The sequence below is a fragment of the Bradyrhizobium sp. 61 genome, assembly GCF_023073075.1.
GTDB classification, from domain to species: domain Bacteria; phylum Pseudomonadota; class Alphaproteobacteria; order Rhizobiales; family Xanthobacteraceae; genus Bradyrhizobium; species Bradyrhizobium barranii.
In genome coordinates this window covers 17,793-40,581 of record NZ_JADPIU010000010.1, presented here as the reverse complement: position 1 = coordinate 40,581, position 22,789 = coordinate 17,793, and the positions used below count along the sequence as shown (strand labels likewise).

Annotated in this window: 23 protein-coding genes; 13 read left to right on the top strand and 10 right to left on the bottom strand. The window is 60.0% G+C overall.

The features are described 5' to 3' along the window. Window positions 1-404 precede the first annotated feature (404 nt). The 12 genes from IVB46_RS04210 (at window position 405) to IVB46_RS04155 (ending at window position 13,424) form a co-directional block, all read left to right on the top strand. Window positions 405-959: a hypothetical protein gene (locus IVB46_RS04210; RefSeq protein WP_247342138.1), complete on the top strand. Its 555-nt coding sequence runs from the start codon at window positions 405-407 to the stop codon at window positions 957-959. A gap of 19 nt (window positions 960-978) precedes the next feature. After that, window positions 979-1,755, top strand: a complete 777-nt coding sequence (locus IVB46_RS04205) for a Hachiman antiphage defense system protein HamA (protein ID WP_247342135.1) — start codon at window positions 979-981, stop codon at window positions 1,753-1,755. Beyond that, entirely contained in the window at window positions 1,739-5,278 is a 3,540-nt protein-coding gene (locus IVB46_RS04200) for a DEAD/DEAH box helicase (protein ID WP_247342132.1), read from the top strand. The genes IVB46_RS04205 and IVB46_RS04200 overlap by 17 nt, the downstream gene beginning before the upstream one ends. Before the next feature lie 174 nt (window positions 5,279-5,452). After that, window positions 5,453-5,872, top strand: a complete 420-nt coding sequence (locus IVB46_RS04195; RefSeq protein ID WP_346016111.1) for a transposase — start codon at window positions 5,453-5,455, stop codon at window positions 5,870-5,872. Then, complete coding sequence (gene tnpB / locus IVB46_RS04190) at window positions 5,866-6,219, top strand: IS66 family insertion sequence element accessory protein TnpB (protein WP_247342129.1); 354 nt, start codon at window positions 5,866-5,868, stop codon at window positions 6,217-6,219. The genes IVB46_RS04195 and tnpB overlap by 7 nt, the downstream gene beginning before the upstream one ends. Window positions 6,220-6,270: 51 nt before the next feature. Further along, a complete protein-coding gene (locus tag IVB46_RS04185; protein ID WP_247342126.1) occupies window positions 6,271-7,836 on the top strand; it encodes an IS66 family transposase in 1,566 nt (521 codons plus the stop codon). Beyond that, window positions 7,833-8,435: a plasmid pRiA4b ORF-3 family protein gene (locus IVB46_RS04180; protein WP_247342123.1), complete on the top strand. Its 603-nt coding sequence runs from the start codon at window positions 7,833-7,835 to the stop codon at window positions 8,433-8,435. The genes IVB46_RS04185 and IVB46_RS04180 overlap by 4 nt, the downstream gene beginning before the upstream one ends. Window positions 8,436-9,677: 1,242 nt before the next feature. Then, entirely contained in the window at window positions 9,678-10,757 is a 1,080-nt protein-coding gene (locus IVB46_RS04175) for a hypothetical protein (protein ID WP_247342120.1), read from the top strand. Between the two features lie 18 nt (window positions 10,758-10,775). Beyond that, window positions 10,776-11,429, top strand: coding sequence for a toll/interleukin-1 receptor domain-containing protein (locus IVB46_RS04170; RefSeq protein WP_247342116.1), 654 nt, complete (start codon window positions 10,776-10,778; stop codon window positions 11,427-11,429). A gap of 10 nt (window positions 11,430-11,439) precedes the next feature. Beyond that, window positions 11,440-12,156, top strand: a complete 717-nt coding sequence (locus tag IVB46_RS04165; protein WP_247342113.1) for a hypothetical protein — start codon at window positions 11,440-11,442, stop codon at window positions 12,154-12,156. Window positions 12,157-12,450: 294 nt separating this feature from the next. Beyond that, complete coding sequence (locus IVB46_RS04160) at window positions 12,451-13,023, top strand: hypothetical protein (protein ID WP_247342110.1); 573 nt, start codon at window positions 12,451-12,453, stop codon at window positions 13,021-13,023. 17 nt (window positions 13,024-13,040) lie between these two features. Then, the gene (locus IVB46_RS04155) at window positions 13,041-13,424 is read left to right on the top strand and encodes a hypothetical protein (RefSeq protein ID WP_247342107.1); all 384 of its coding nucleotides are present in this window, start codon (window positions 13,041-13,043) and stop codon (window positions 13,422-13,424) included. Window positions 13,425-13,728: 304 nt separating this feature from the next. Here the strand turns inward: IVB46_RS04155 and IVB46_RS04150 are convergent, their stop codons facing one another. Beyond that, window positions 13,729-13,968 (bottom strand): helix-turn-helix transcriptional regulator, encoded by a 240-nt coding sequence (locus tag IVB46_RS04150; protein WP_247342104.1) that lies wholly within the window; start codon window positions 13,966-13,968, stop codon window positions 13,729-13,731. Between the two features lie 108 nt (window positions 13,969-14,076). Between IVB46_RS04150 and IVB46_RS04145 the strand changes: the two genes are divergently transcribed. Next, window positions 14,077-14,460 carry a hypothetical protein gene (locus tag IVB46_RS04145; protein ID WP_247342100.1) on the top strand — a complete coding sequence of 128 codons (384 nt, stop codon included), beginning with the start codon at window positions 14,077-14,079 and terminating at the stop codon, window positions 14,458-14,460. A 16-nt stretch (window positions 14,461-14,476) separates the two neighbouring features. On the opposite strand, the gene IVB46_RS04140 is transcribed toward IVB46_RS04145, so the two are convergent. Genes IVB46_RS04140 through IVB46_RS04100 form a run of 9 tightly spaced genes read right to left on the bottom strand, consistent with a single transcriptional unit; the run spans window position 14,477 to window position 22,786 of the window. Beyond that, entirely contained in the window at window positions 14,477-14,710 is a 234-nt protein-coding gene (locus tag IVB46_RS04140; protein WP_247342097.1) for a DUF2274 domain-containing protein, read from the bottom strand. 3 nt (window positions 14,711-14,713) lie between these two features. Further along, window positions 14,714-15,988, bottom strand: a complete 1,275-nt coding sequence (locus IVB46_RS04135) for a TrbI/VirB10 family protein (RefSeq protein ID WP_247342093.1) — start codon at window positions 15,986-15,988, stop codon at window positions 14,714-14,716. Further along, the gene (gene trbG / locus IVB46_RS04130; protein WP_247342090.1) at window positions 15,985-17,010 is read right to left on the bottom strand and encodes a P-type conjugative transfer protein TrbG; all 1,026 of its coding nucleotides are present in this window, start codon (window positions 17,008-17,010) and stop codon (window positions 15,985-15,987) included. The genes IVB46_RS04135 and trbG overlap by 4 nt, the downstream gene beginning before the upstream one ends. Then, entirely contained in the window at window positions 17,007-17,711 is a 705-nt protein-coding gene (gene trbF, locus IVB46_RS04125) for a conjugal transfer protein TrbF (protein ID WP_247342086.1), read from the bottom strand. Before trbF ends, trbG begins: the two co-directional genes overlap by 4 nt. A gap of 3 nt (window positions 17,712-17,714) precedes the next feature. Further along, entirely contained in the window at window positions 17,715-18,878 is a 1,164-nt protein-coding gene (gene trbL, locus IVB46_RS04120; RefSeq protein WP_247342083.1) for a P-type conjugative transfer protein TrbL, read from the bottom strand. Between the two features lie 11 nt (window positions 18,879-18,889). Then, window positions 18,890-19,615: a P-type conjugative transfer protein TrbJ gene (gene trbJ / locus IVB46_RS04115; protein WP_249807216.1), complete on the bottom strand. Its 726-nt coding sequence runs from the start codon at window positions 19,613-19,615 to the stop codon at window positions 18,890-18,892. Between the two features lie 53 nt (window positions 19,616-19,668). After that, window positions 19,669-22,239: a conjugal transfer protein TrbE gene (trbE, locus tag IVB46_RS04110; RefSeq protein ID WP_247342077.1), complete on the bottom strand. Its 2,571-nt coding sequence runs from the start codon at window positions 22,237-22,239 to the stop codon at window positions 19,669-19,671. Further along, the gene (locus tag IVB46_RS04105; RefSeq protein WP_171711385.1) at window positions 22,233-22,490 is read right to left on the bottom strand and encodes a VirB3 family type IV secretion system protein; all 258 of its coding nucleotides are present in this window, start codon (window positions 22,488-22,490) and stop codon (window positions 22,233-22,235) included. Before IVB46_RS04105 ends, trbE begins: the two co-directional genes overlap by 7 nt. Further along, entirely contained in the window at window positions 22,490-22,786 is a 297-nt protein-coding gene (locus IVB46_RS04100) for a TrbC/VirB2 family protein (RefSeq protein ID WP_247342176.1), read from the bottom strand. Before IVB46_RS04100 ends, IVB46_RS04105 begins: the two co-directional genes overlap by 1 nt. Window positions 22,787-22,789: the final 3 nt, after the last annotated feature.

Genomic DNA, 22,789 nt, shown 5'->3' with positions numbered 1-22,789 from the left:
ATCGTGGCGGCGAACACGATCCGGGCGACCATGCCCAGGATTTTCAGGCGGGTCGGCGTGGCGAAACAGTCGATCGGAAAGCGAGCATCAGAACGTGTAAAGCAGCCGATTTGTCAGAATGAAATCTGACCCCTCTCGCAAAATCTTCGAAAAATTTGGAGCGGGTGAAGGGAATCGAACCCTCGTATTCAGCTTGGAAGTCTCCGAATTTCTGTAGCGCTTTCAACCGGTATTCCGACAATTTGCAGCCTTTTTGCTTGTTGAGACCACTACAGAATTTGTTCTTGTCGGAATGATTGCTCGAGTTCGCTGTCTACTGGCGGCAAGGTACTCGGACTGCCCCAAGCGCCCCTTGACAAGCCACTTATGACCGGCCATTTTTGCCCGGTCAAGGAAGCCCAGTGATGATGCGCTATAATCCCGATAAATTTGCGTCCCTGTCGGAGTCCAATATAGGTCAGCGCATTTGGGCGTTCCTGACGCGCCCTGACATCATCGATCGACTAGAGACCGCTTCCGGCCTCAGCAAGCCAGCAGTCGAAGGCATTGAAGAACAGCTTCTGGAGGAGTTCCGGGAAGACGTTCTGATTGACCGCGTCAAACAGATGGTCGGCCACATGGTCAGGCAAATACTTGAGCAACGCGGCTGGCTCCTAGACCAAAGTGACGTGAAGGTTCAGTCGGTGCCGTTTAGTAAGGCGGCGCGCTACAGACGGCCTGACTGGATCACCTTCCATGCCTTTCGCAATGCCAAGGACCCCCGCGATGTCGTCATCACGGACCGACGTCAAAACGCGCCCCTCCCCAAAGACGCTCGCTGGACGTTCTACGCGACATTCGCAAGTCCTCTAAAAGCGGCCATCGCGTTCGGCGTCAACGATACGCCCAAGCTTCGTAAGCAAGTGCAGACGCATGGGTATCAGCGCATCCACATCCCGCGAATGCTTCGCCGCGCTTAGTCGGCAGGTTACCCGACGCATGCTGCAATTCAACGACTGGTGTGACGGTGCCGATACTCCGCTCAGCAACCACCACCTCCACATAAAGACCGGTCGCGCTGCTGACCGCCCAATGGGGGTCCAGCTGTCGGCTGCCGTGGTGCCTGGCCATTATGCGGCGGAAGAACGCGTCGCCCGCGCATTGCGTCGCCTTGGCAAACCAGGCGCCGCCGATCTAGTGACTGGATTGTTGCCCCAAACTAAGCAAATCCGCTCCGGCGATCTCGGGGAAATCTACGCCACCGAATGGATCGATGCCCATAGCGGCTATCGCGCGCCGATCAAGCGTCTCCGATGGAAAGATCACCGCAACATGGCAATGCGCGGTGACGACGTCATTGGCATGGTCCTCGATCAGGCAACGCAACGGCTTCGCTTCCTCAAGACTGAGGCGAAAAGCCGAGCTTCCCTTCGCGCGCAGACGCTCACCGAGGCGCGGGCTGGCCTTGATAAGGACAATGGTCGGCCTTCATCGCATGCGCTGTCGTTCATATCAGCGCGCCTTCTCGAACTTGCAAACGAACCGCTAGCGGACGCAATCGATGATGCGCTGGTGCGTCACGGCATTCCGTTGGCCAGTGTGCAACATTTGCTATTCACGTTCTCGGGCAACTCGCCCCGGGCATTGTTGACGCAATCGCTCCAAGCCTACCCTGGGCCAATTAACCAGTGGGGTGTCGGTCTTCACGTCGACGGCCATGCGGCCTTTGTCGGCGCCGTCTATGATCGTGTGATCGTCGATGCCAACCAACCCTGACGCCATCTCGGCCGCCATCACCGAAGCAACTTCAGCCGGCTTTCGCGGAAGGCTAATTGCGCAAGGACAGGCTCGCGCGATGATATGGCGAGGCGGTGTTCTACCACCCGACGCGCCTCAGTTCTCGTCGCAGCTCAGCTTCGATCTTCACAGCTACGCCTACGGTCTTCTCGGTCTTGGCCTTCGCATGCTCGAGATGGGCGGTGATGCTGCTCAGGCCCGGATCGCGTTCGCGCAGGCGGCAACAGCCCTTGAGTCGGTGATGGCCAAGGGTGACCGCGCCGAAACGGATCGCGACTTTCATTTTGTCATGGCGGCGGCCAGCTATCATCTCGCACAGCTCTCCGCCCGGGCGTACTCGCTGCTCGCCATCGTCATCAACGAAGAGAACTTCTCGCCGCTTGAGCGCGCACTTGCGCAGCTGATGCGTCGGGATATCAACGGTCTCCGCGCCCGGGTGCATAATTATCGCCTAGACGGTGAAGGCTCCGACGCGCGGATCTCGGGCTTGTTTCAAGAGCGGCTCGCTCTCGAACGGGTTGAACTGGCCGATGAGGCAGCTCCAGATCGAAACGGCCACGACTTCCTTTGGGAAGGGTTGGACATTGCTCTCATCGACAACTTTTTTGGCGCGATCGCAATTTTTCTTCTAGCACTCGATCGCGGCGAGCGCGCTCTCGTCGAGCAAGCAATCGCGCGGCTCCGAAACAGCCTTTCCATCTGTGCCGAACTTAACCTCCTCCCGCAATGGTGGGCGCACCGGGTTGCTATCCACCTTCTGTCTGATCTCTGGTCCAATACCTTCCATGAGAGAGTCCCACTGGTTCCCGTGGGGGGCGGGGCAGCCGACTGGCTGCGCTTGCGATCGCTTTTGATTGCGTCACTCGCCTGCCGATCAAGGGCTGAAATCGATCTATGGCCGTCGCAGTTCGAGGCCGCAGCTCGCGCCGTCGATCAGACCGATAATCTTGTGGTCTCACTGCCGACCAGCGCCGGGAAAACCCGCGTCGCGGAGCTGTGCATTCTCCGCTGCCTCGCTGGCGGCCGGAGGATCATGTTCGTGACGCCACTAAGGGCTCTCTCAGCACAGACCGAAGCCAACCTCCAACGCACCTTTGGGCCACTCGGAAAGACAATCTCGGCTCTTTACGGGAGCATCGGCGTCTCCGGGTTCGACGAGGACGCCATCCGCGAACGCGACATCGTGGTCGCCACGCCGGAAAAAATCGATTTCGCGCTGCGTAATGATCCTTCATTGCTCGACGACGTCGGTCTGCTGATTTTCGACGAAGGCCACATGATCGGCCCAGGTGAACGTGAAGTTCGCTACGAGGTTCAGATTCAGCGCTTACTTCGTCGCTCGGACGCCGATCAACGCCGGATCGTATGCCTCTCGGCAATTCTTCCTGATGGGGATCAGCTGGAAGATTTCTCTGCATGGTTGCGCCGCGATCAGCCTGGCGGGCCTGTCAAGAACGACTGGCGTCCCACGCGCCTCCGATTCGGAGAAGTCGGCTGGAACAGTCCAAATGCACGCCTCAATCTCCGTGTTGACGACGAACGTCCGTTCGTGCCGCGATTCTTTACGGGCTTCATTCCGCAGCTTTTCATCAAACCCAAGAGGAAGCGGACAAAGATCTTCCCCTGCGACCAACGGGAGCTTTGCCTTGCAACGGCATGGCGCTTGGTCCAAGACGGGCAAACGGTTCTCATTTACTGCCCGCAACGCAAGAGCGTGGAGCCATACGCCGAGGTTATCGTCGATTTGCACGAACGCGGTGCCCTGCCGTCGCTGCTTGCAGTGAATCCTGCGGCGCTTCAGACGGCGATTGCCCTGGGAGAAGAATGGCTAGGTCCAGATAGTGCTATCCTGAAATGTCTCCGGCTCGGCGTCGCACTCCATCATGGTGCTCTGCCCACGGCCTACCGAAAGGAAGTCGAACGTCTCCTTCGCGACGGCGTCCTCAAAGTGACGATATCATCGCCGACCCTCGCGCAAGGGCTGAACCTGTCGGCCACCGCGGTCGTGATGCATTCACTTTATCGCAATGGAGAGATGATCAAGGTTTCAGAGTTCAAGAATGTCATCGGTCGAGCCGGCCGAGCCTATATTGACGTCGAAGGCCTTGTTCTTTTTCCGATCTTTGAAGACCGACGGAGCAAGAAGCACAATGAATGGGTCCAACTGATTGGAGACCCGGGCGCCCGGGAGATGGAGAGCGGCCTGATCCAATTGCTCATGGCGCTTCTGCTCCGCATGCACAAAATTGTTGGTGGCGATCTCAATCAACTGACGGAGTATGTCGTCAACAACGCAGCAGCCTGGAACTTCCCGGACGTGCCTGGTGAGAAGCCCAAAGACAGGGACGACGCACGGAAGCGATGGGAAACGAACCTGGCTACGCTCGACACGGCGATCCTTAGCCTCATTGGGGAAGAAAATGTTCCGGATGCCGACATCGAGGCGACACTCGACGCGATCTTGCAATCGTCCCTGTGGCAGCGGCGGCTTCTGAGGACATCGAACGAAGCTCGCGTCGCTTTCAAATCGACCTTGCTGACCCGTAGTCGATATATCTGGGCCAATTCCACTCCAGTAAGGCGCAAGGGTTACTTCCTCGCCGGCCTTGGCTTGGCAGCGGGCCAAGCATTGGATGCCGTTGCGGCGGAGGCCAATGAGTTGCTTGTTGAGGCGAACGCCGCTCTCCTCCTTGGCGACAGCGACACAGCCATCACCGCAATCACTGGAATTGCCGTGCGTGTCTTCCCTTTCCATCCTTTCTCACCAGACCCGTTGCCAGGCAACTGGCGAGATATCCTGCGCCTCTGGCTTCTCGGGCAGCCGCTGGCGGCGTTGGTCGCCGACGGTGATGGTGACGGTCTACGATTCATAGAAGACGGCCTCGTCTACCGCCTGCCTTGGGCGATGGAAGCATTGCGCGTTCGAGCGTCTGCAAATGGCGACGTTGTCGGCGGTCTCGGTGCCGTCGCTGCATTGGAGGATTACGAGCTAGGTCTAGCGCTGTCCGCGGTAGAAACGGGCACAATGAATCGTTCAGCCTCGATCCTGATGCAGGCTGGCTTCAACTCACGCTTGGCCGCAATTAAAGCCGTAAACGACACGGGGGCGACATTCGACAGTGGACAGGCGTTGAGGAACTGGCTTCGGTCGCCTGAGGTCGCGGCTGTTGCTGCCCAGCCAAATTGGCCAACACCGGAGACACGGAGCCTGTGGCTTGAGTTTGCGCAGGAATTCGCACCACGAGCCGACCGCACATGGGCGGAGCGTACCTACCTGGCGAATGTAAATTGGACGACGGCGCCACCGCCTCCGGGATCACCAGTTTGCCTGCATCACTGGAATGGCCAACCTCTCGTCCTTTCCCCCGAGGGGCTATCACATGGTCTGCTGCCTTATGCACTGAATGAGGCTCGACGTGGGCTTTTGCGCGCTACGGTCGCGGCACAGGGTGGACAGCTTGATCTCCTCTACCTCGGTCCGGACGACCTGTGGAACGCGTAAGAGCGATCACGTCAAAGCGCAACAAAGGTGCTCCTCGGCTCGGGATCTGATAGTTCAGTTTCAGCGATGTGGGACGAAGCTTGACGGTAAGCGTAGCGCCGCGGCCGTTCAGATTGTTTGTGCGCGGTCTTGGGAGCACCGTTAGAAGAGTCATCTTCTGCAAGGGTGCTCACAATGGACGACCATTCGGACGACATAAGACGACCGTCGCCGCGTATCGAAGTGTATACTGGCGCAGGTCGAAAGCGCTGGCCGGATGATTTGAAGGCACAGATTGCAGCGGAAAGCTTCGAGCCGGGCGCGATTGTCACAGATGTCGCCCGCCGCCATGGCTGCCGGCCCCAGCAGGTGCATGACTGGCGGCGTCGAGCGCGTTTGGGCCAGTTGGTGCTGCCGGCTTCGGCGGATACCTTATCGTTTGTGCCTTTGGTGTCGGAATCGTCGCTACCCGCGGCTGCGGAGCCTTCCGTATCGGCGGAAGCAGCTGTTGTTACGGTCGAGTTCCAGGGTGCACGGGTAGAGGTACGGGGGACGCCTGGCCTTGCGGTGCTAAGTGACGTGTTCATGGCTCTGCGACGGACACGTTCATGCTGACGCCACCCGCGGGCCTCACGATTTACGTTGCGACCCAACCTGTGGACTTCAGAAAGGGTGCGGATGGCTTGGCGCTCTTGGCGAAGGAGACGCTGGGCCAAGACCCTATGAAGGGTGTGGCGGTGGTCTTCCGTGCGAAGCGCGCCGATCGAGTGAAGATTGTCGTCTGGGATGGCACCGGCCTGGTGATGTACTGGAAGCGGCTCGATAGCAGTGGCTTCAAATGGCCTCCCATCGTGGCCGGCATGATGCGCATGAATGCCGCGCAGTTGTCGGCGCTTCTGGCCGGCATGGATTGGACACGCATGCACGCACCTCGAATCCCGCAACCGAAAGCACTTGCGTAGGAAATAAAATCGTCGCTGCATCGGGGCGCGAAGCATGGCAAGCTCGGGCCGATGAGTGATTTGCCCGATGAGCTGCCGAGCGACCCAGCCGAGTTGCGTGTCTTTGCCGCGGCTCTGCTGGATCGCTGCGCCAGGCTCGAGCGGTTGCTCAAGCTTGCAAAGGATGCGCAGTTCGGTCGGTCCTCGGAAAAGCTGGACGCTGATCAGCTTCAGCTTGTTCTGGAGGACATCGAAGAGGCCGTCGCGGCCCTCGAAGCAGCCGAAGATCGCGCCAATCTCAGAAACTGCGAGAAGAGAACTGCCGCGCGCAGGAGCAACCGTGGTCAGCTGCCGGAGCATTTGCCGCGCATCGTCGAAACCCTGATGCCGGCTGCAACCTGTTGCCCGTCCTGCAAAGGCGATCTCTTTGAGATTGGTCGGGATGAGAGTCAGAGGCTCGACGTCGTTCCGGCGCAGTATCGCGTCATCGTCACCCGCCGGCCCAAACTGGCCTGCCGCGCCTGTCACGGTGTCGTCCTCCAGCACGCCGCTCCCGAGCGACTGATCAGGGGTGGATTGCCCACCGAGCGGCTCGTCGCGCAAGTGATCGACGCCAAGTATCATTGGCATTTGCCGCTCTATCGCCAGGCGCAGATGCTGGCGACGCACGGTATCGCCATCGACCGTTCCACGCTCGCCTTCTGGGTCGGCTATGCCGCCCAGGAATTGAAGCCCTTGTGGCATCGTCTGCGAGAGCTTCTGCTCGCCTCCTCGAAGCTCTGTGTCGATGAGACCCCGGCGCCGGTGTTGGATCCGGGGCGCGGCAGAACCAAAACCGGCTACTTCTGGGCGCTCTCGCGTGATGACAGGCCTTGGGCCGGACCTGACCCGCCTGGCGTGGTTTACGCCTATGCACCGGGCCGTGGAGCCGTTCATGGCTTGCGGCTGCTTGCGGGCTATCGCGGCATCATCCATTGCGATGGCTATGAGGCTTACAAGACCATGACCCGAGAGACGCGTTCGGACGCACTGTCGGGGACGCTTGCCTTCTGCTGGTCGCATCTGCGACGCCAGTTTGTGAAGATCGAGCGCGAGGCCTCTCCGGCACCGGCTCCGGTTGCTCGCGAGGCTCTCGAGCGCATCGCCCAACTCTACGCGATCGAGAAAGTACTACGTGGCCGATCTGATGCTGAGCGCCGCGCAGGCCGACAAGCGCATGCCCGGCCCTTAGCCGCGGCCTTGAAGCAGTGGTTTGAGGCAAAGCTTGATCACCTTGCACAGAAGAGCGACACGGCGAAGGCTTTGCGTTATGCGCTGCGTCATTGGGACGGCCTGACGCTCTACCTTGATGACGGGCGTATCGAAATGGATACGAATGCGGTGGAGCGTGCGATGCGGCCGATCAAGCTCAACGCCAAGAACTCCCTTTTTGCTGGTTGCGACGAGGGCGCTGAGAGTTGGGCTGTATTAGCTTCGTTAATCGAGACATGTAAGCTCAATAGCGTCAGTGCGGAGCACTGGCTCGCCGACGTCCTCGCGAAGCTCGTCAATGGCTGGCCTGCGTCGCGACTGGACGAGCTGCTTCCTTGGGCAACGGCCTACACGATGCATGCACACGATCGAAGGCTGGCGGCATGAGCCTCAACACGACTGCTGTCCGGATCAAGGTGACCCTCAAGGACGTGAAACCGGAGGTGATGCGTCGCCTAGTCGTACCGGTCGCCCTGCGCCTTGATCGGCTGCATCTGACGCTTCAGGAGGCGTTTGGCTGGACGAATAGCCACCTCTTCGAGTTCTTCGCTGGTGAGGTCCGTTGGGGGATTCCTGATCCTCACAACGATTACGGCCACCAGCCCATGGATGCCAGCAAAGCTCGGCTCTGCGATATCGTTCAAGAGACCGGCGCCAAGACGATCCATTATCTCTATGACTTCGGCGACAGCTGGGATCATGTGATCAAGCTCGAAAAATGGTTCGACAACACGACGACAGGCGGACTTCCCCTCCTGCTCGAAGCCGCCGGTCGTTGTCCTCCGGAGGACGTCGGCGGTGCGCCCGGCTATACCGAATACCTCGATGCCATCAGCGACCCTACCCATCCAGAACATGAAAATATGTGCCTCTGGGGTCCGCAGCGGTTCGATCCCAACGTCGTCGATCGAGCCGCGCTTGAGACCGCCGTCAACGCATTGTCGGAAACATGGAAGCCGCGCCGGCGCACCACGCGCTCAAAATAGACGTCAAGCACCAATCAAAACGGCCGCACAGCTACGCTTACGCTTGACGGGAGCACGATGAGCGAAGACAACGTAGTTGGGCAGCGCGCCCCAGGAGTTAGCGATCGATGCGTGCGTGGCTTGCGAATTTTCAATTTCGACTTGCGACCAAGGGACCTGTTGGACGCGCCTGGAGCGAGGAGGCGCGAGAGCAATGGCAACACCGGCGCGAGCAACTCATCGTAAGCCTTTCCTAGAGCGCCGTGCTTCGCGCCTGCCATCCGCCGGAGATGGCCAAGGACGACGAAGTAGCGTTGGTCGGGCGTCACCGGATGCCGCAGCCTCAGACGACGTGAGCTTTCGGCGGGCCTTGGTACGCCTACGCCGACCTTTCTGCACGCTGCAATGCGCCGCAGCACTCCACTAGCAAACGTACAATGGAATGCCGAACTCGATCGAGTTAAGTCGAGGCCATAGAAACCTGGTGCCCCCCGCTCGACGCGAAACAAGTGAAAACAGGCTCACAAAAAAACTACGCCAAACTGCGCGATTGCAGGCTTTTGCGCTTCTCCAACTCCATTGTTCAAAGTGACGTTAGCACGTTGATTTGAAGGGAGCGGTTGGGGAGGTTCGACGGTCAAATGTCGATAGCCGGTCCGTCTGGGATCGTGCTTTTGAATCCACAGGAACATTTCCACGCTTTCGAGCATCGATAGCTTCGGCAACCTATCGACGCCGATTGGCTGAACCAACTCGAGCGGGCGCGCGTTCGTCCTGATTAGAGCCCCGCTTGCAATACCGCCAGGACTGTAGTTCCCCGTGAAGTCGCGTTCAGTTTCGAGATCATGACGATATCGGAGGCGAACCGGCACGCTCGGCCATGGACATTGGCCGTGACCGTTCGCTTCGAAATATCCACGTCAGGCCGCCGCGAGACAGAGTGGGCGCTCGGCTGCTTGCGCCAAATGACACTAACGAAACGAGGCCAATGGAAGCCTTCATGCTTTTTGGCATACCTTAAGTGTACCGGCCTGATTCGCGCCGCGGCTCGGTTATCCCCACCGCCGGCGCGTGATTCGCGCGTCAAGGGCCCTACGGAGCAATAAACGAGGGGATACGTGTGAGTTATATCTCTGAAAACCGCCCTTGATCCTTACGAATCAAAAACCAAAGGGTATATGCAACGGAACCACGGCACAAAAAATGGGAGGACCGCACGCGTGACAGAACATCACTCAGGAGCGATTCGCAATGTCCTTGCATTTGGATATCCCCGACGAGTTGTTTGATTCGAAACCTTTCTACCGCAACCGTGACGCCGCGCAGGCCGTGCTCCGTGAGATCAAGGAGCACATCAAGAAGACCGGCGAGCCGCATACCTGGCGACATCACACGCATTCCAAGCCCGTCGTCGGCTCCCGCATCGTCTACATCGGCGAGTTCGATCTCCCGGAGAGCCATCAGGGCGCCGATCGCCATGCTCCCTGCCCGTGCTGCTCGCCCCGGGCGCCGAAGTACTCACGGCGGGGAAAGATCGCCTGGTTTCCCGACGAGCATGTTATCCGCCTAATCGGGCCGGAGTGCTTTCAGACGCTCAATCCCGAAGGCCACTGGGAAGCCGTCGAAGTGTTCGAACGCGAAGAAGCCGAGCGGCGCACCATCGCCTACCTGGTGAAAAACCTGCATCTGAACGTGCCGGCGCGCGAGGCGATCCAGAACGCGCTCCCGGTGCTCGAAGCCATCGAACAAGTGCACGGGACGCTCCAGCAACGCATAAACGAGGTTCTGCGGATTGATCTTTGGCGGCATGTCGGCCGGGGGAGCCTCAGCGTCAACGTGGAAGGCCGCAGGATGAAGCGGACGCGCGGCGGGGCGCAGGAGGTCGAGACTTTCCTCGACGTCCGGCAGTTTGCTGATTTTCCCGGCTTTCCAATGTTCAGCCCCAAGACTTGCCGGCTCGTTTCGCGGGCAACCGGCTGCGCGAAACGGCTCAGCCTGATCGACTTCGGCGACGAGGTGCAGGAGCGCGTCCGCGCCATGACCAGCGGGGAGCAAGCCAAGGCAGCTCGGATACTTTCTCAGGGTATTTCCTCGGCAGCCAACATCTTTGAGGAGGCGAATGCCATTCGGAGCGGCTTCGGCCCGATGAGCGTCGCAAACCTCAAGGGCTGGACGAAGCATGCGGGCTGCCCGGTGCACCTTGCAATCTCCGGCGACGAGCGCAACTTCTATATCGGGACCGACGAAAACCGCCCGATGCGGATCGAGATATCGGCCGCGTTCTGGCACCGCTTCGGCGAGCTCCCGAAGATCCTGACCGTTGCGAACTGGGAAGAGGACTGACGCCGGGTGCTGGCCTTTATGAGCTACCAGACGGAGGAACGGGAGATCGCGGCCGGCGTGGCGGCTCTCCTAGGAACCCTCGGCATCCAGGCCTTCATGGCCCACGAGCACATCGAAGTTTCGATGCAGTGGCGGGACGAGATACTGCGACAGGTCGGCTTGGCCGATCTATTCGTGCCGATACTCAGCCAGCGCTACTACGCGTCCATCTGGTGCAAACAGGAGTCCGGGATAGCTGCCTTCAGGCGTATGACCATTATCCCGCTCTCGCTCGACGGCTCTATACCCCAGGGTGCGATCAACCATATTCAATCAACGCTCCTGCAGGGCGGCAGAGCGACGTATGAGCAGATCCTTCCGGGACTGGCGGCGCACGACGTCGGCTTCGCTATAAGCGCGGTGAGCCAGCTCATTGCCGGCTCCGGCAATTACCGGAGCGCGGAGGCTCGCTTCCAGCTCATCCTTCCATATCTTGCCCGTGCTACCGACCGCCAAATGGTCGACTTGTTGCAAATATCGCAACGGAACGGCCAGATCGCGCATGCGGGGTTATGTGCTCGCGACTATCTGCCGCCGCTGATGCGCAGCCACGGCCATCTTCTGCCTGCGGACGTGCGCGCCGATTTGGAGCAGACGCTCGCCCAGTATGCCTTTCCCCCGCCAGCTCGCTGAGTAGGTGCAGATGAACGATTTTGCAGCAGGCCTAGATCCGTACGAAGATCTGTCAGACGATCCTGAAGAAGCTTTCCTTAGGCTTGAAGAATATTTCCACCGGCAATGCGATCGACGGATAGAGGGGGCTACCCAGGATGACCGGCTTGAAGTCTTCTATATGGACTATATGGCCCAGGTGCTTGGAGCGATCAGAGCACTTGGTCTCGAGGGCGAGTTCAAGAGCGAAGTCCCTTCCATTGAGAACGTAAACTTCAACACCTACCTAAACTTCAATAAGGACGTGACGCACTACGTCACGATGCTGCGGATCCGGCGCAGCCAGCGAGCGCAAGGCTATTCCGTCCGGTTTGATGACAGCGCGAAGCGCAAAATCCACCACCACCTTGATCAGGTGCTCGAGATATTTGGCAAGCTCGAAATCGAGGATCGGAAGCGCGAGAAGCTCATTTCTCGGCTTAACGAGCTCCAGAGTGAGGTCAACCAGCCGAGAACCCGCTTTGATCGCTTCGCTGCGCTTTCTATGGAAGTTTCCGGCCTCGTTGGAGACGCGGCGGAGCGCTCCAAGATTGTCGAGATTTTGGACGCAGTTGGCCGCGTGTTCTGGGGCGCGCAGACCGAACGACAGAAGCAGCTGTCGGCGCCAAAAGGACCGAAGACCATCGAGCCGCCGAAGCCCAGAATCGAACCGCCTAAGTCCGAACTCGACGACGACATCCCCTTTTAGCTTATTTGCGCGGCGGCACGCGCTTACTCATCCCTTTGGCGTCATCTGCATAGCCGAAGAAAGGCGCCATCACGCCTCGACACCTAACGCGATCTTCAGGTCCTGCTCCGTGGGCAAGAAGCCGCGGTGCATTGCTGCATCGCCTACTTCTAACTTAGCCCGCGTGCTTTCCCGCTGTAGGGTTCGAAATGAAGCCAGCATTTTCGAACGCACTTAAGCGATCATGCCAGCCTATTGAAGCATGGGTTGAATTCTGCGCAAGATGCTGCTTGGGGATAACGAGCGTGGGCAGCTGTGAGAACCATCGACGACGACAAAAAGGACTATATGAGGGAGCATCTCCACTATGAAATCGAGATGCTGCGGTTTACTCACGACCGCCTAAAGTCCATCTCATCGCAGATGCTAGCCAACGCTCTTATGGAATCTTTCGTCGTCCACGCACGCAACTTGATGGACTTTTTCTACAATCAGCTCGATCCAAAATGCTTCTCCGCGGCAGACTTCCTGCCGACAGGCGATCCCGCAGCTCAAAAAGCGTCCTTTGGTGATGCCGGAAAGGCGTACGGATTAGTGCACAATCAGACACTCCATTTGGGTCAGAGAAGGCCAACGCTCGACAAAGACAAGGTTGGACCCGACGAGAGGCAAACGCTCAGGGATGCCATCGAGTCTCAAATACCTGCGTTCGAGGCTGCGCTGCTATCTGACTACAAAACGATATGGGACGAGACCAAACGTCGGTCCGAGGCGGAAAAGAAGCGGCAAGCGGAAATGTTGCAGTTCTCCAGTGGCACTCCCACCGCCACAGGCGCGAGCCATGGCGTTACCGGGCCTGATGACCCAAACCGATCCCGCCTGAAGTAAACACCCGAAGCACCCCAATGAAGACCGCACTTACCATCGTTCTCCTACTCTTGCTCAGCAACACCGGACGCGCTGCCACGATCGATCTAACGTGTAGCGGCGTCATGCATAGCTATGTCCCCAAGCACATCGAAGGCGCAGTTGCGCCGCAAGCTACCGTAGTGGACCTCGAGAACCAATTCATCACAACTCCCGTTGGTGAATTCGAGATCGGCACCGTTTCTGACGACTCGATATCCTTCAAGGCCGAGAGCCCTCCAAGCTATCCTGGGCTTTCTGTTTTCGGCACTCTCGACCGTCTGACAGGGCTAATGCGAATATTTTGGCGCAAGCCGAACGACAATACACGCGCGCAGATGTTCGCTGAGCTCAACTGCTCAAAGGCAAGGCGCTTATTCTAATGGATTGCGCCGAGTCGAACGGCGATTACGCATAGGCCCTTGTCTTGTCGCCACTGTTAGGCGGGATGCGTACCGCAGCCTGATCGTCGGCCGCTGCGAAGTCGTAGCGAGCGAGAGCTACGCCGGAGAGGTCGACGGCTAAGGCGTAATAGACTGGTATCGGAGTTTTTCAGTAGCGAAATCGGCGGTGCCAAATCGGTGCCACGCGCGTTTTGTTCTCCGATTGAGAGGCCGAGACCCAAAAAAATCCCGCCATCGCTTAAGGATGGTGGGCGCGCCAGGGCTCGAACCTGGGACCCGCTGATTAAGATTCAGCGGCTCCGCTAGTTCGTCGTCGACGACGACGAACTAGCTCCTCGGGGTCGACGTCCAAAGCCCGAGCTATCCGATCAAGTACTAACAGAGAGGGATTCCTCTTGCCCGTTTCGACGCCGCTTAGATAGGTCTGATGGACCTTGCTCCTGTCGGCGAGCTCCTCCTGACTGAGTTTCTTTGCTCGGCGCAAATCCTGAATATTCAAACCGACTCGGTCCTGCAAGCGCATGCAGGAAAATCGAGAGAAAAGGCACCATCAGCCCATAGACTATGAGTCATAAAGCGACTAAGCTGCCGATTTCTGGTGCAAGTCCAGCGAGCTATGTCGATAGAACAAGTGAACCTCACTTTTGGCGCCTTCGCCGAATGCAGCCTAGACACTGCGACCGTTGGTTACCGTGATGCATCAACAGGAAGCGTGATAGCCTCGCTCGAGATTCCGGTCCAAGTGATCGAACGCGCGGTTCTCGAGAATGCTTCCGTGGACATCACCCTGTTAAGCAACGGAGAGATCGCCTCCGCCGTCGTTGGAGCGGCATCAGATTGCTTGTTAAGGACGACCGTCTCCATTGACAGCCTGGTGGACGCGTTCCTAACCAATGAAAACCTGGACAAGGAAGAGGCGACGGAAGCGGAGCTGAGAACATTGCTCGGACGCCTTTACAAATCCGTTGAAGTTGTTGAGCGCACAATCCAACTCCTCGGACGTAAGGCGATATAAGGCGCAGATTTCTTAGCTAGGATGCAACGTCTATCGATTCGCCGCGCCTTTTCTTGCTGCCTCTCTTAAAATCCGCGTCGCCATCAAGAAACGCCTCCAGCATGAACGGAATCAGCTCACCCACTTCCTCCTTGGTCCCGTAGGTCTCGGCGTAGAAGTCAGCATACTCTCGCAGCCTCTGTGCGAGACCCGGCGTGAGTACAACGCTCATCTTCACCGGCATTCGATCGGGTAGCCTCGCAAGCTTCATCCCTCACCTACCCTTCGCCGCTGTTTGAACATCCTGGTACGGCTTCAGCACCAGATCCTTCGAAACAATCACCCGCAGCGGCCATCCTGGCCGCACCGTGATCGTCGGCTGCACGTCGAGCTCGCGCTCTACCAGGCGCTGTCCGGCACGATTGGTCGTTTGTTGGGTGCTTTCCCGCAGCGCCTTGACGAGATCGCTCTCGTCGTTGCCGATCGACAGCTGTGTCCCCACCCCGATCAACGTTGCCAACGCCACGCCCTTGAGCAACTGCCAGGTATGGAAGTCCACCTGGTCCTCGAGCCCGGCATAGCCTGCAACGTCCGTCGCCGGGAGATTCTCGATCACGATCGAATTGCCGTTCGGCAATATGAGCCGCGTCCAGATGACCAGCGCCCGCTTCTGGCCAAAAGCGACGACACTGTCGTACTTGCCCACGATTCTCGTCCCTTGGGGGATCAAGAGGTGCTCACCCGTTACCGTGTCATAGACGTCCTCAGTGACCTGACCGATGGTCGCGCCAGGCAAGTCCGAATTCAGTCCCGTAACGAGGCTCGCGGGAATTATCGATCCCGCCATCACCGCATAGGTGGATGGCGCTGGTTTGAGCACATGGGGATTGGTGGTTTCCGTGTCGGCTTTCGCTCCTACGAAGGCCAGCTTTCGTGCCTGCGATGATGGAATGATCTCGCTGGATCGGTCGATCATGGCCTGCGCCGTCTTCGCGAGTTCCGCAGCGGATGGCCCGGTATCGGGCGTTGAAGGCCGGAACGCGGATGGGGAAGCAGCCGGTACTTCGGTGCTGCTCGCCTGCTTGTGCTTGTCCTGCTTCTCCGACAGGCGGAAGAACAAGCCTGACTCTTTTGCCTGCTGAGCGATGCGGGTTTGTCGGATCCGCTCAGCCCGTTCGGCGTCTTCCTCTGGGTTGGTTCGGAAGCCCGCATCCGCTGCCACGCCGCTCTTCTTCTCGCTCTCGACAAAGGCCCGGCCGATGTCCCCAGGCGATGGCGGCCCAAGCCGCGGTGTCGATGGCGGCAACTCCTCATAGGACTTCGGCAGCTTGCTCAAGCCCTCGGCGGTCTGCTTGCGGTCGGTGTTGTAGAGCTCTGTCCGCTCCGACGGCTTGAAGGAGTACGGCCGTAGCGCAATGAGTATTGCTCCACCAACGAACAATGCCGCGACCGCGCAGCCGATCATGAGAGCGCGTCTATTCAGGCGCCGAACGGGCCGCGGTCGTGCTCGTAGTTCCAGCGGCTCCGGATCCTGGTCCAAGCTCGTCATGAGGCGCTCCCGGTGCTGAAGACCTGCGACACTGGTCGTGCGTCGATGCGGATGATCCGGACGATACGCTGCGGATCTTCACCAAGGCGAAGCTCGGCGGCGCCGAACATCCGATCGACGATGTAGTAGGATCCACGGACCCGATAGTTGACCAGGTTCGGCCGGCCGTCGGCTCCGGCAACGAACAAGGGCGGCGCCTCCCCTTGCGACAGACCGGACGGCATCTGGATATAGACCTTGCGGCCGTCGTCGAAGGCGCGCACCGGTCGCCAGGGCGGATCGTCTCCTTCAATGCGATAGCGGAAGTTCAGGCTGTCGAGCCGGACGCCGCGATCGGCGATCCGCTCCTCGCTTTCCTGGGCCGCGACATTCTGCTTGTGGAGCGCGACGAGCGTATCGGTCGGATACGTCCATGAGATGGACGCCATGTAGGTCTGCTTAGTCGAGACGAGCTCAAGGTGGTAGGCCCGCCGATCGGTCAGGACCACGAGGTTGGTCTGAATATCCGGCAACGTCGGCTTGACCAGGATGTGCACACGCCGAGAGTTGCCCTGCCCGCTCGAAGTATCGCCGACCACCCAGCGAACCGTATCGCCGGTGGAAACGTCGATCAGTTCCTCGCCCGGCTGAAGCGCGATGGTCGAGACCTTCTCCGGGCTCGCATAGAGCCGGTAGAGCGCACCTTCCGTCCAAGGGTAGACCTGGATGGCGTTGATGTATCCGGCGCGCGTCGGCTCCATCCGCGCCGCCTTGTTGGCCTTGGCGATCGCCTGCTCCGGCGGCAGTTTTTCCTCCTTGGCGCCCTTTGTCGGAAAGGGCTTCAACTGGCCCGGCAACGGCAGAACCTTGGGAGTCTCGACGACTTGTACCGGCGCCGGCGGATCGGTCTCTGGAAGCGCCTTCTCGAACGTCATCTCATCATAGGGCGCTTCGAGATTGAGCTTGGTGGCGCATCCGGCAAGCCCAAGCGACAAGGCAAGGACGCTGGCCGACGCGAGCTTGGTGAGGGCTTTGGAATTCATTTGGCGTCTCCAATGAGGTCGCGCGACCAGTTGAGGGAATGGACATAGAGGCCGAGGGGATTCTTCCGCAGGGTTTCGGCATCCGTGGGCGGCTTGAGAACGGTGGTGACGAGACCGGTGAAGCGCTCTGTCTTTGCGATCGCACCGTTCTCGTAGGCGTTCTCCTTCCAGCGGATCTCGAAGCTGTCGCTGGACGCACGGACCACGGACGTGACTTCGGCGGTGACCGTCTTGGAGCCGATCTTTGTGAACGGATCGGCTTCCCGCGCGTAGTCGTTCAGCGCCTGGGCGCCGCGGTCGGTGACAAAGTCGTAGGCACGCAGCCAGTTCGCACGGACGATGACCGGATCGATCGACAGCGAGCGGACGTTCTCGATGAATCGCGCAAGGAAGTGCGCGATCTGCGCGTCTGACGGCTGGTAGGCTTCGAGCGCCGGCCCGACTGCCCGGACTTCGCCGAGTCGATCGACCTCGACCACGTAGGGAGTGACACCCGAGCGAGCGATCTGGGTGAAGATCGTCAATCCGAGCACGCCGGACAGGCCGATGGCCGCCAGCGCTGCCAGCCGCCAGTTGCTCGCCTGCACGCGGGCCGATCCGACCCGCTCGTCCCAGACCTGGGCTGCCTTCTGATAGGGCGTGACCGGCTCCGGCGTCTCGCCATAGCGAACGGACACGCGCTGAAAGGGATGACTTGCCATGACTTACTCCTCCCCCAGCTTCGGACCCGAAGAATGCCCGCCCTTGTCACCTTCCTTCAACGTGTGAGCGGCGACTTGCGCGGCTTCCCTCGCGTGTCCGCGTGCTGACGAGGCGGTTGCTCGACCCGCCCCCGCAGTGGCTCCGCCACTCACTGTGCCGCTCGCGCTCGCACTCGAGACTTGGTCCACCGCCAGGGCGCGGGCTGCTGTGCCCGCAGAAGAAGACGCCCCAGTGAGCGATGCTGCAGAGCGGACGGCGGCCATTGAGCCGCCTGCCGCAACGCGTAAGCCGCCCAGGGCTGCCGCTCCGCCGCCGATCGCGACAGCCGCCGCACCCGCAACCGTTCCGGCGGCCGCGCCGGCACCAAGCTGAGGTGCGCCTGAGACCAATCCCGCCGCGATTCCTGGGCCAAAGATGCCAAGGCCAAACAGCGAAAGGGCCGCAAGCAACAAACTCATGGCAGATACGATGTCGACCGGCCGCGTCAACGTGCTCGCGAGCTGACCAAATATGGTCGAGCCAATGCCGATGATGATCGCAAGAACCATCACCTTCACCCCTGAGGCAACGACGTTGCCGAGGGTCTTTTCTGCGAGGAATGCGGTCTTTCCCCACAGGGCAAACGGCACGAGAATGAAGCTTGCGAGCGTCGTCAACTTGAATTCGATCAGCGTGACGAAGAGCTGCACCGAGAGGACGAAGAAGGCGAGCACAATCAAGATCCAGCAGAACAGCAGGATCAGGATCGTCGGCAGGTTGGTGAGGACATCAAAGCCCGAGAATTGACCGGTCTCTTCCAGAAGCGGATGAGCGGCCGTAAACCCCGCGGAGGCAACAAAGCCCGGCCGCGCCAGGTCGGCCGCGCTTAAGCTTCCACCCGATGCCTTCAGTCCGATGCTGGAGAACGATGCAAAGACAATATCGGCAAGGCTCTTGAAGTTACCGATGATGAACGCGAAGGCGCCGACATAGAGCACCTTCTTGGCGAGCGTGACCAGGATGTGGTCGTCGGCGCGCATGCTCCAGGCAAGTCCGGCAAGCGTCAGGTCGATGCCGATCAACGTGGAACTCAGGAATGAGACATCGCCCGACAGCAGACCGAAGCCGGAGTCGATGTAGCGCGAGAATGTCTCGGTGAAGCGATCAATGACGGAGAGATCAGCCATGGCGCCCTCTCCTACTTGCCGCTGGTGTAGGCATGGCCATCGCCGATGAAGCGAGTAAAGCGCTCCTTCGCGGCAGCCGACGACGCCTGCTGTTCGGCAGCGCGCAACGTATCCGCGCGCGCCTGGGTGGCCATAAGTGCCTGGGTCTGCAACGACTGCTTGATCTGAAGGCCGAGCAGTTCGTTGCCAGACTGTTGGGCCTGCAGCGAGCCGACTGCGGCGGAGGAATTGGCCATCAGCGTTCGGAGCGTCTGACCGTCCTGATCCAGAGAGCTGACGATGGCTGATTGAACTGTGAGCGACTGCTTCAGCCCATCGTAGCTATTGTCCCAACGTGACGCCGCGTCCAGAACCATCTTGTCAGAAGAAACGGCCGCCGCGTATTGGCGGGGATACAGGCGTTCAAAGTCCTGCTGGGTTTTCTGAACATCGAACGAGATGTTCTTCGCTTGACCGATCAGGCTGTTCATCTGAGTGATCGTCGATGTGAGCTGGCCAACCACGCTTGTGGGAAGGCTCGCGAGATGCTTGGCCTGATTGAGCAGTGATTGCGCCTGGTTTTCGAGACTCCTGACCTGATTGTTGATCTGTTCAAGCGCGCGTGCGGCGGTCAGAAGATTCTGGCTGTAGTTCGTAGGATCGAAGACGATGTCGAACGCCCCGAGCCGTCGGGACCCGTTCACTGCGATAACAAACGATAGTAATGTTGTTACGATAATTCTTGAGGTTGTACCCAAGAACGTGCGGCCGATACTTTCGACATGGAAGACTCCAGGGATTGAGGTTGAGGTCAGATCTTGTGGGCTTGTTCGAAGGTGCTGATCAGGTTCGCGGCCCAGTGCAGGTCTCGTTCGGCGAGATAGCGCTTGGCAAAATGATGGGGACCGGAGCGGGACAGAACAGCGTCGATCGCGCGTTGATCCTCGGGTGAGGACGCCGCGACCAGGGCAAGCGCCACCGGTCCGAGGCCGAGTTCGAACAGGCGATTGCCGGCGCGGGACTGCAGATAGTAGTCGCGCTTGGGGAATGCTTCCGCGATCAGGCGCACCTGGGTGTCGTTCAATCCAAACCGGCGATAGGTCTCGGTCTGGGTCGGCTCCAACGCACGTGGGTTCGGGAGGAATATCCGGCTTGGACAGGATTCGATGATCGCAGGCGCAATCTCGCTGTCTGCGATATCGGCGAGCGACTGGGTTGCGAAAATGACAGCCACGTTCTTCTTGCGCAGCGTCTTCAGCCATTCACGAATGCGGCTCGCGAACAGCGGGTCGTCCAGAAACACCCAGGCTTCATCGAGCACGAGCATTGTGGGCCGGCCATCAAAGCGCTCTTCGAGGGTGTGGAAGAGATAGGTCAAAACCGGCGCCACCAGGCCGGGCAATGCCATCAGTTCTTCCATCTCGAAGGTCAGCACGTCGGCGCCGGAAAGACGGTCGGCGTCTGCATCCAAGAAGCGGCCGTAGGGTCCTTCCAGCGTGTAGGGCTGCAGCGCCCGCCGCAGCGCGTCGCGGGCAAGCAGCGCCACCAGCCCGGTCATGGTACGCTGCGGGACGGGCGCGGAGCCGAGGCTCTTCAGGGCCGACCACAGGGTCTCCTTGACCTCCGGCGTCACGGTCACACGCTCGTGGACGAGCACGCCGCAAAGCCAGTCGAGCGCCCAGAGTCTCGCCCCCTCCTCCGCGACATCCTTGAGTGGCTGGAACGCGATGCCGCCTTTGGCGCCCAGTTCGTACCAAGCCCCCGACAACGCCAGCGTGGTGGCCCGTGCCGATCGGCCCTTGTCAAACGTGATCAGTTGAGCGTTTGGATAGCGACGAAATTGAAGCGCGAGCATCGAGAGCAGGACCGATTTGCCCGCCCCCGTGGGACCGACAATGATGGTATGCCCGACGTCGCCGGCATAGAGCGATAACCGAAACGGTGTCGCGCCCTTGGTCTTGGCGAGCAGGAGCGGGGGTCCATCTAGGTGCTCGCACCGCTCGGGTCCGGCCCATACCGCCGACAATGGGCACATGTGGGCGAGGTTCAGCGTGTGAACGATCGGCTGGCGGATATTGGCATAGGCTTGGCCCGGAAGACCGCCGAGCCAGGCTTCCACCGCATTGACGCTCTCGCGGATGGCCGTGAAACCCCGGCTATTGATCACTCGCTCGACTGCGCGGATCTTCTCGTCCGCTTGATGCGAGTCCTCGTCACTCACGGTGACGGTCGTGGTGATGTAACCGAAGGCAACCAGATCGTCGCCAAGTTCGGAAAGCGCCGCGTCGGCGTCGAGCGCCTTGTTGCTGGCGTCGGTGTCGAGCAGCGCCGCCTGTTCGTTGAACATGACCTCCTTGAGGATCGCTGCAAGCGACTTCCGCTTGGCGAACCACTGCCGCCGGTAACGCGACAACGTCGCGTTTGCCTGGGTACGGTCGAGCGGAATGAACCGGGTGGCCCAGCGGTAGGCGACGCCAAGCCGGTTCAGTTCGTCGAGCAGGCCGGGAAAGGTGACGTGCGGAAACCCAAGGACGGTCAGTGCGCGCAGATGGCTCCGCCCGATCGCCGGGGACAATCCACCAGTCAACGGCTCATCGCTGAGGAAACAGTCGAGATAGGCCGGAATCTTGGGAACGCTGACCGGATGGCGCTTGGTCGAGACGCAGCTATGAAGATAGGTGAGCGTCTCCGCGTCGTCGAGAGGCCAGATCTCGGGCAAGACCGACGAGAGCAGATCGATCGCCCGGTCGGTTTCCTGGACGAACCTCTGAAGCTGATCGCGGTAGCCTTTCTCGTTGCTGTCAAATCTCTGCTGGTCGTCAACCTCGCCGTCTTGGATGCCGTCTTGCGCAGGACTTTTGATCGATTGGCCGCGACGAATGCGCTTCCCCGTTCCCGCGACGCTATGCCTCTCCTTGGGGCGTTCGAGAAATAGACCTTCGAGGCGCGAGACCCTTTCGGCGGGCGGCAAATACAGCAAGGTCAGATGCAGCACGCTCTCGAAATGCTGCCCGACGGGACGGGACGGATCCTCCCATGCCACCCCAGCGGCGCCTTCGAACGCGGCCCGCCGCTCTTCATCCACCAGCCAGGACACCGGATCAGGAAATTCCGACCGCGGATATTCGCCAGTCGGGATGCGCGTGGCATCAAAGAAAAGAGCCCAGCCTGAGCCGAAACGCTTTAAGACATTGTTGACGCGTGAGGTGACGCTCATCAGTTCGGCCTCGGTCGCACTGTCGAGGTCCGGTCCGCGGTAGCGTATCGTCCGTTGGAAGCTCCCATCCTTGTTCAGGATGACGCCCGGAGCGACCAGGCATGCCCATGGCAGCCAATCCGCCAGCCGATGCGCATGGCCGCGGAATTCTCTCAGGTTCAGCATGCGAGCCGCCCCTTGTGCTTGGTGTGACGGATGGCGACTTCGACGAAGGCCGGGTCGCGTTTGGCGAGCCAAACGGCCGCGCTATGGCCAATGACCCAGAGCACGAGGCCTGCGAGCCAAAGGCGCAGGCCAAGCGCCAGCACGGCGGAGAGAGTTCCGATCAGGATGGCGGCGGCACGCGGGGCGCCGCCGATCAGGATGGGCTCGGTCAACGAGCGGTGGAGCACGAGTTCAAAACCATCGGGGCGCATCAGATCAGTGCTCCGCCACCGAACGAGAAGAACGAAAGGAAGAAGGAACTCGCGGCGAAGGCGATCGACAGGCCGAAGACGACCTGGACCATCTTGCGGAATCCCCCGGAGGTGTCGCCGAAGGCCAGCGATATGCCGGTCACGGTGATGATGATGACGGCGACGATCTTGGCGACCGGCCCCTGGACGGATTCCAGGACACGCTCGAGCGGGGCTTCCCATGGCATGCCTGAACCCGCAGCGTGCGCCGCCGAGACGCTGAGAAGCATGCAGGCCGATGCCGCGCCGAGCTCCATCAA

What these genes read in the sequence shown, in the direction of transcription:
- IVB46_RS04135 (WP_247342093.1), bottom strand. Translation starts at nt 15,988, where the DNA reads ATGACGAGCTTGGACCAGGATCCGGAGCCGCTGGAACTACGAGCACGA.
- IVB46_RS04105 (WP_171711385.1), bottom strand. Translation starts at nt 22,490, where the DNA reads ATGCGCCCCGATGGTTTTGAACTCGTGCTCCACCGCTCGTTGACCGAG.
- IVB46_RS04150 (WP_247342104.1), bottom strand. Translation starts at nt 13,968, where the DNA reads ATGCGCTTGCAGGACCGAGTCGGTTTGAATATTCAGGATTTGCGCCGA.
- trbG (WP_247342090.1), bottom strand. Translation starts at nt 17,010, where the DNA reads ATGAATTCCAAAGCCCTCACCAAGCTCGCGTCGGCCAGCGTCCTTGCC.
- IVB46_RS04200 (WP_247342132.1), top strand. Translation starts at nt 1,739, where the DNA reads ATGCCAACCAACCCTGACGCCATCTCGGCCGCCATCACCGAAGCAACT.
- IVB46_RS04195 (WP_346016111.1), top strand. Translation starts at nt 5,453, where the DNA reads ATGGACGACCATTCGGACGACATAAGACGACCGTCGCCGCGTATCGAA.
- IVB46_RS04155 (WP_247342107.1), top strand. Translation starts at nt 13,041, where the DNA reads ATGAAGACCGCACTTACCATCGTTCTCCTACTCTTGCTCAGCAACACC.
- IVB46_RS04185 (WP_247342126.1), top strand. Translation starts at nt 6,271, where the DNA reads ATGAGTGATTTGCCCGATGAGCTGCCGAGCGACCCAGCCGAGTTGCGT.
- IVB46_RS04205 (WP_247342135.1), top strand. Translation starts at nt 979, where the DNA reads ATGCTGCAATTCAACGACTGGTGTGACGGTGCCGATACTCCGCTCAGC.
- IVB46_RS04100 (WP_247342176.1), bottom strand. Translation starts at nt 22,786, where the DNA reads ATGGAGCTCGGCGCGGCATCGGCCTGCATGCTTCTCAGCGTCTCGGCG.
- IVB46_RS04180 (WP_247342123.1), top strand. Translation starts at nt 7,833, where the DNA reads ATGAGCCTCAACACGACTGCTGTCCGGATCAAGGTGACCCTCAAGGAC.
- trbE (WP_247342077.1), bottom strand. Translation starts at nt 22,239, where the DNA reads ATGCTGAACCTGAGAGAATTCCGCGGCCATGCGCATCGGCTGGCGGAT.
- tnpB (WP_247342129.1), top strand. Translation starts at nt 5,866, where the DNA reads ATGCTGACGCCACCCGCGGGCCTCACGATTTACGTTGCGACCCAACCT.
- IVB46_RS04210 (WP_247342138.1), top strand. Translation starts at nt 405, where the DNA reads ATGATGCGCTATAATCCCGATAAATTTGCGTCCCTGTCGGAGTCCAAT.
- IVB46_RS04165 (WP_247342113.1), top strand. Translation starts at nt 11,440, where the DNA reads ATGAACGATTTTGCAGCAGGCCTAGATCCGTACGAAGATCTGTCAGAC.
- trbL (WP_247342083.1), bottom strand. Translation starts at nt 18,878, where the DNA reads ATGGCTGATCTCTCCGTCATTGATCGCTTCACCGAGACATTCTCGCGC.
- IVB46_RS04170 (WP_247342116.1), top strand. Translation starts at nt 10,776, where the DNA reads ATGAGCTACCAGACGGAGGAACGGGAGATCGCGGCCGGCGTGGCGGCT.
- IVB46_RS04140 (WP_247342097.1), bottom strand. Translation starts at nt 14,710, where the DNA reads ATGAAGCTTGCGAGGCTACCCGATCGAATGCCGGTGAAGATGAGCGTT.
- trbF (WP_247342086.1), bottom strand. Translation starts at nt 17,711, where the DNA reads ATGGCAAGTCATCCCTTTCAGCGCGTGTCCGTTCGCTATGGCGAGACG.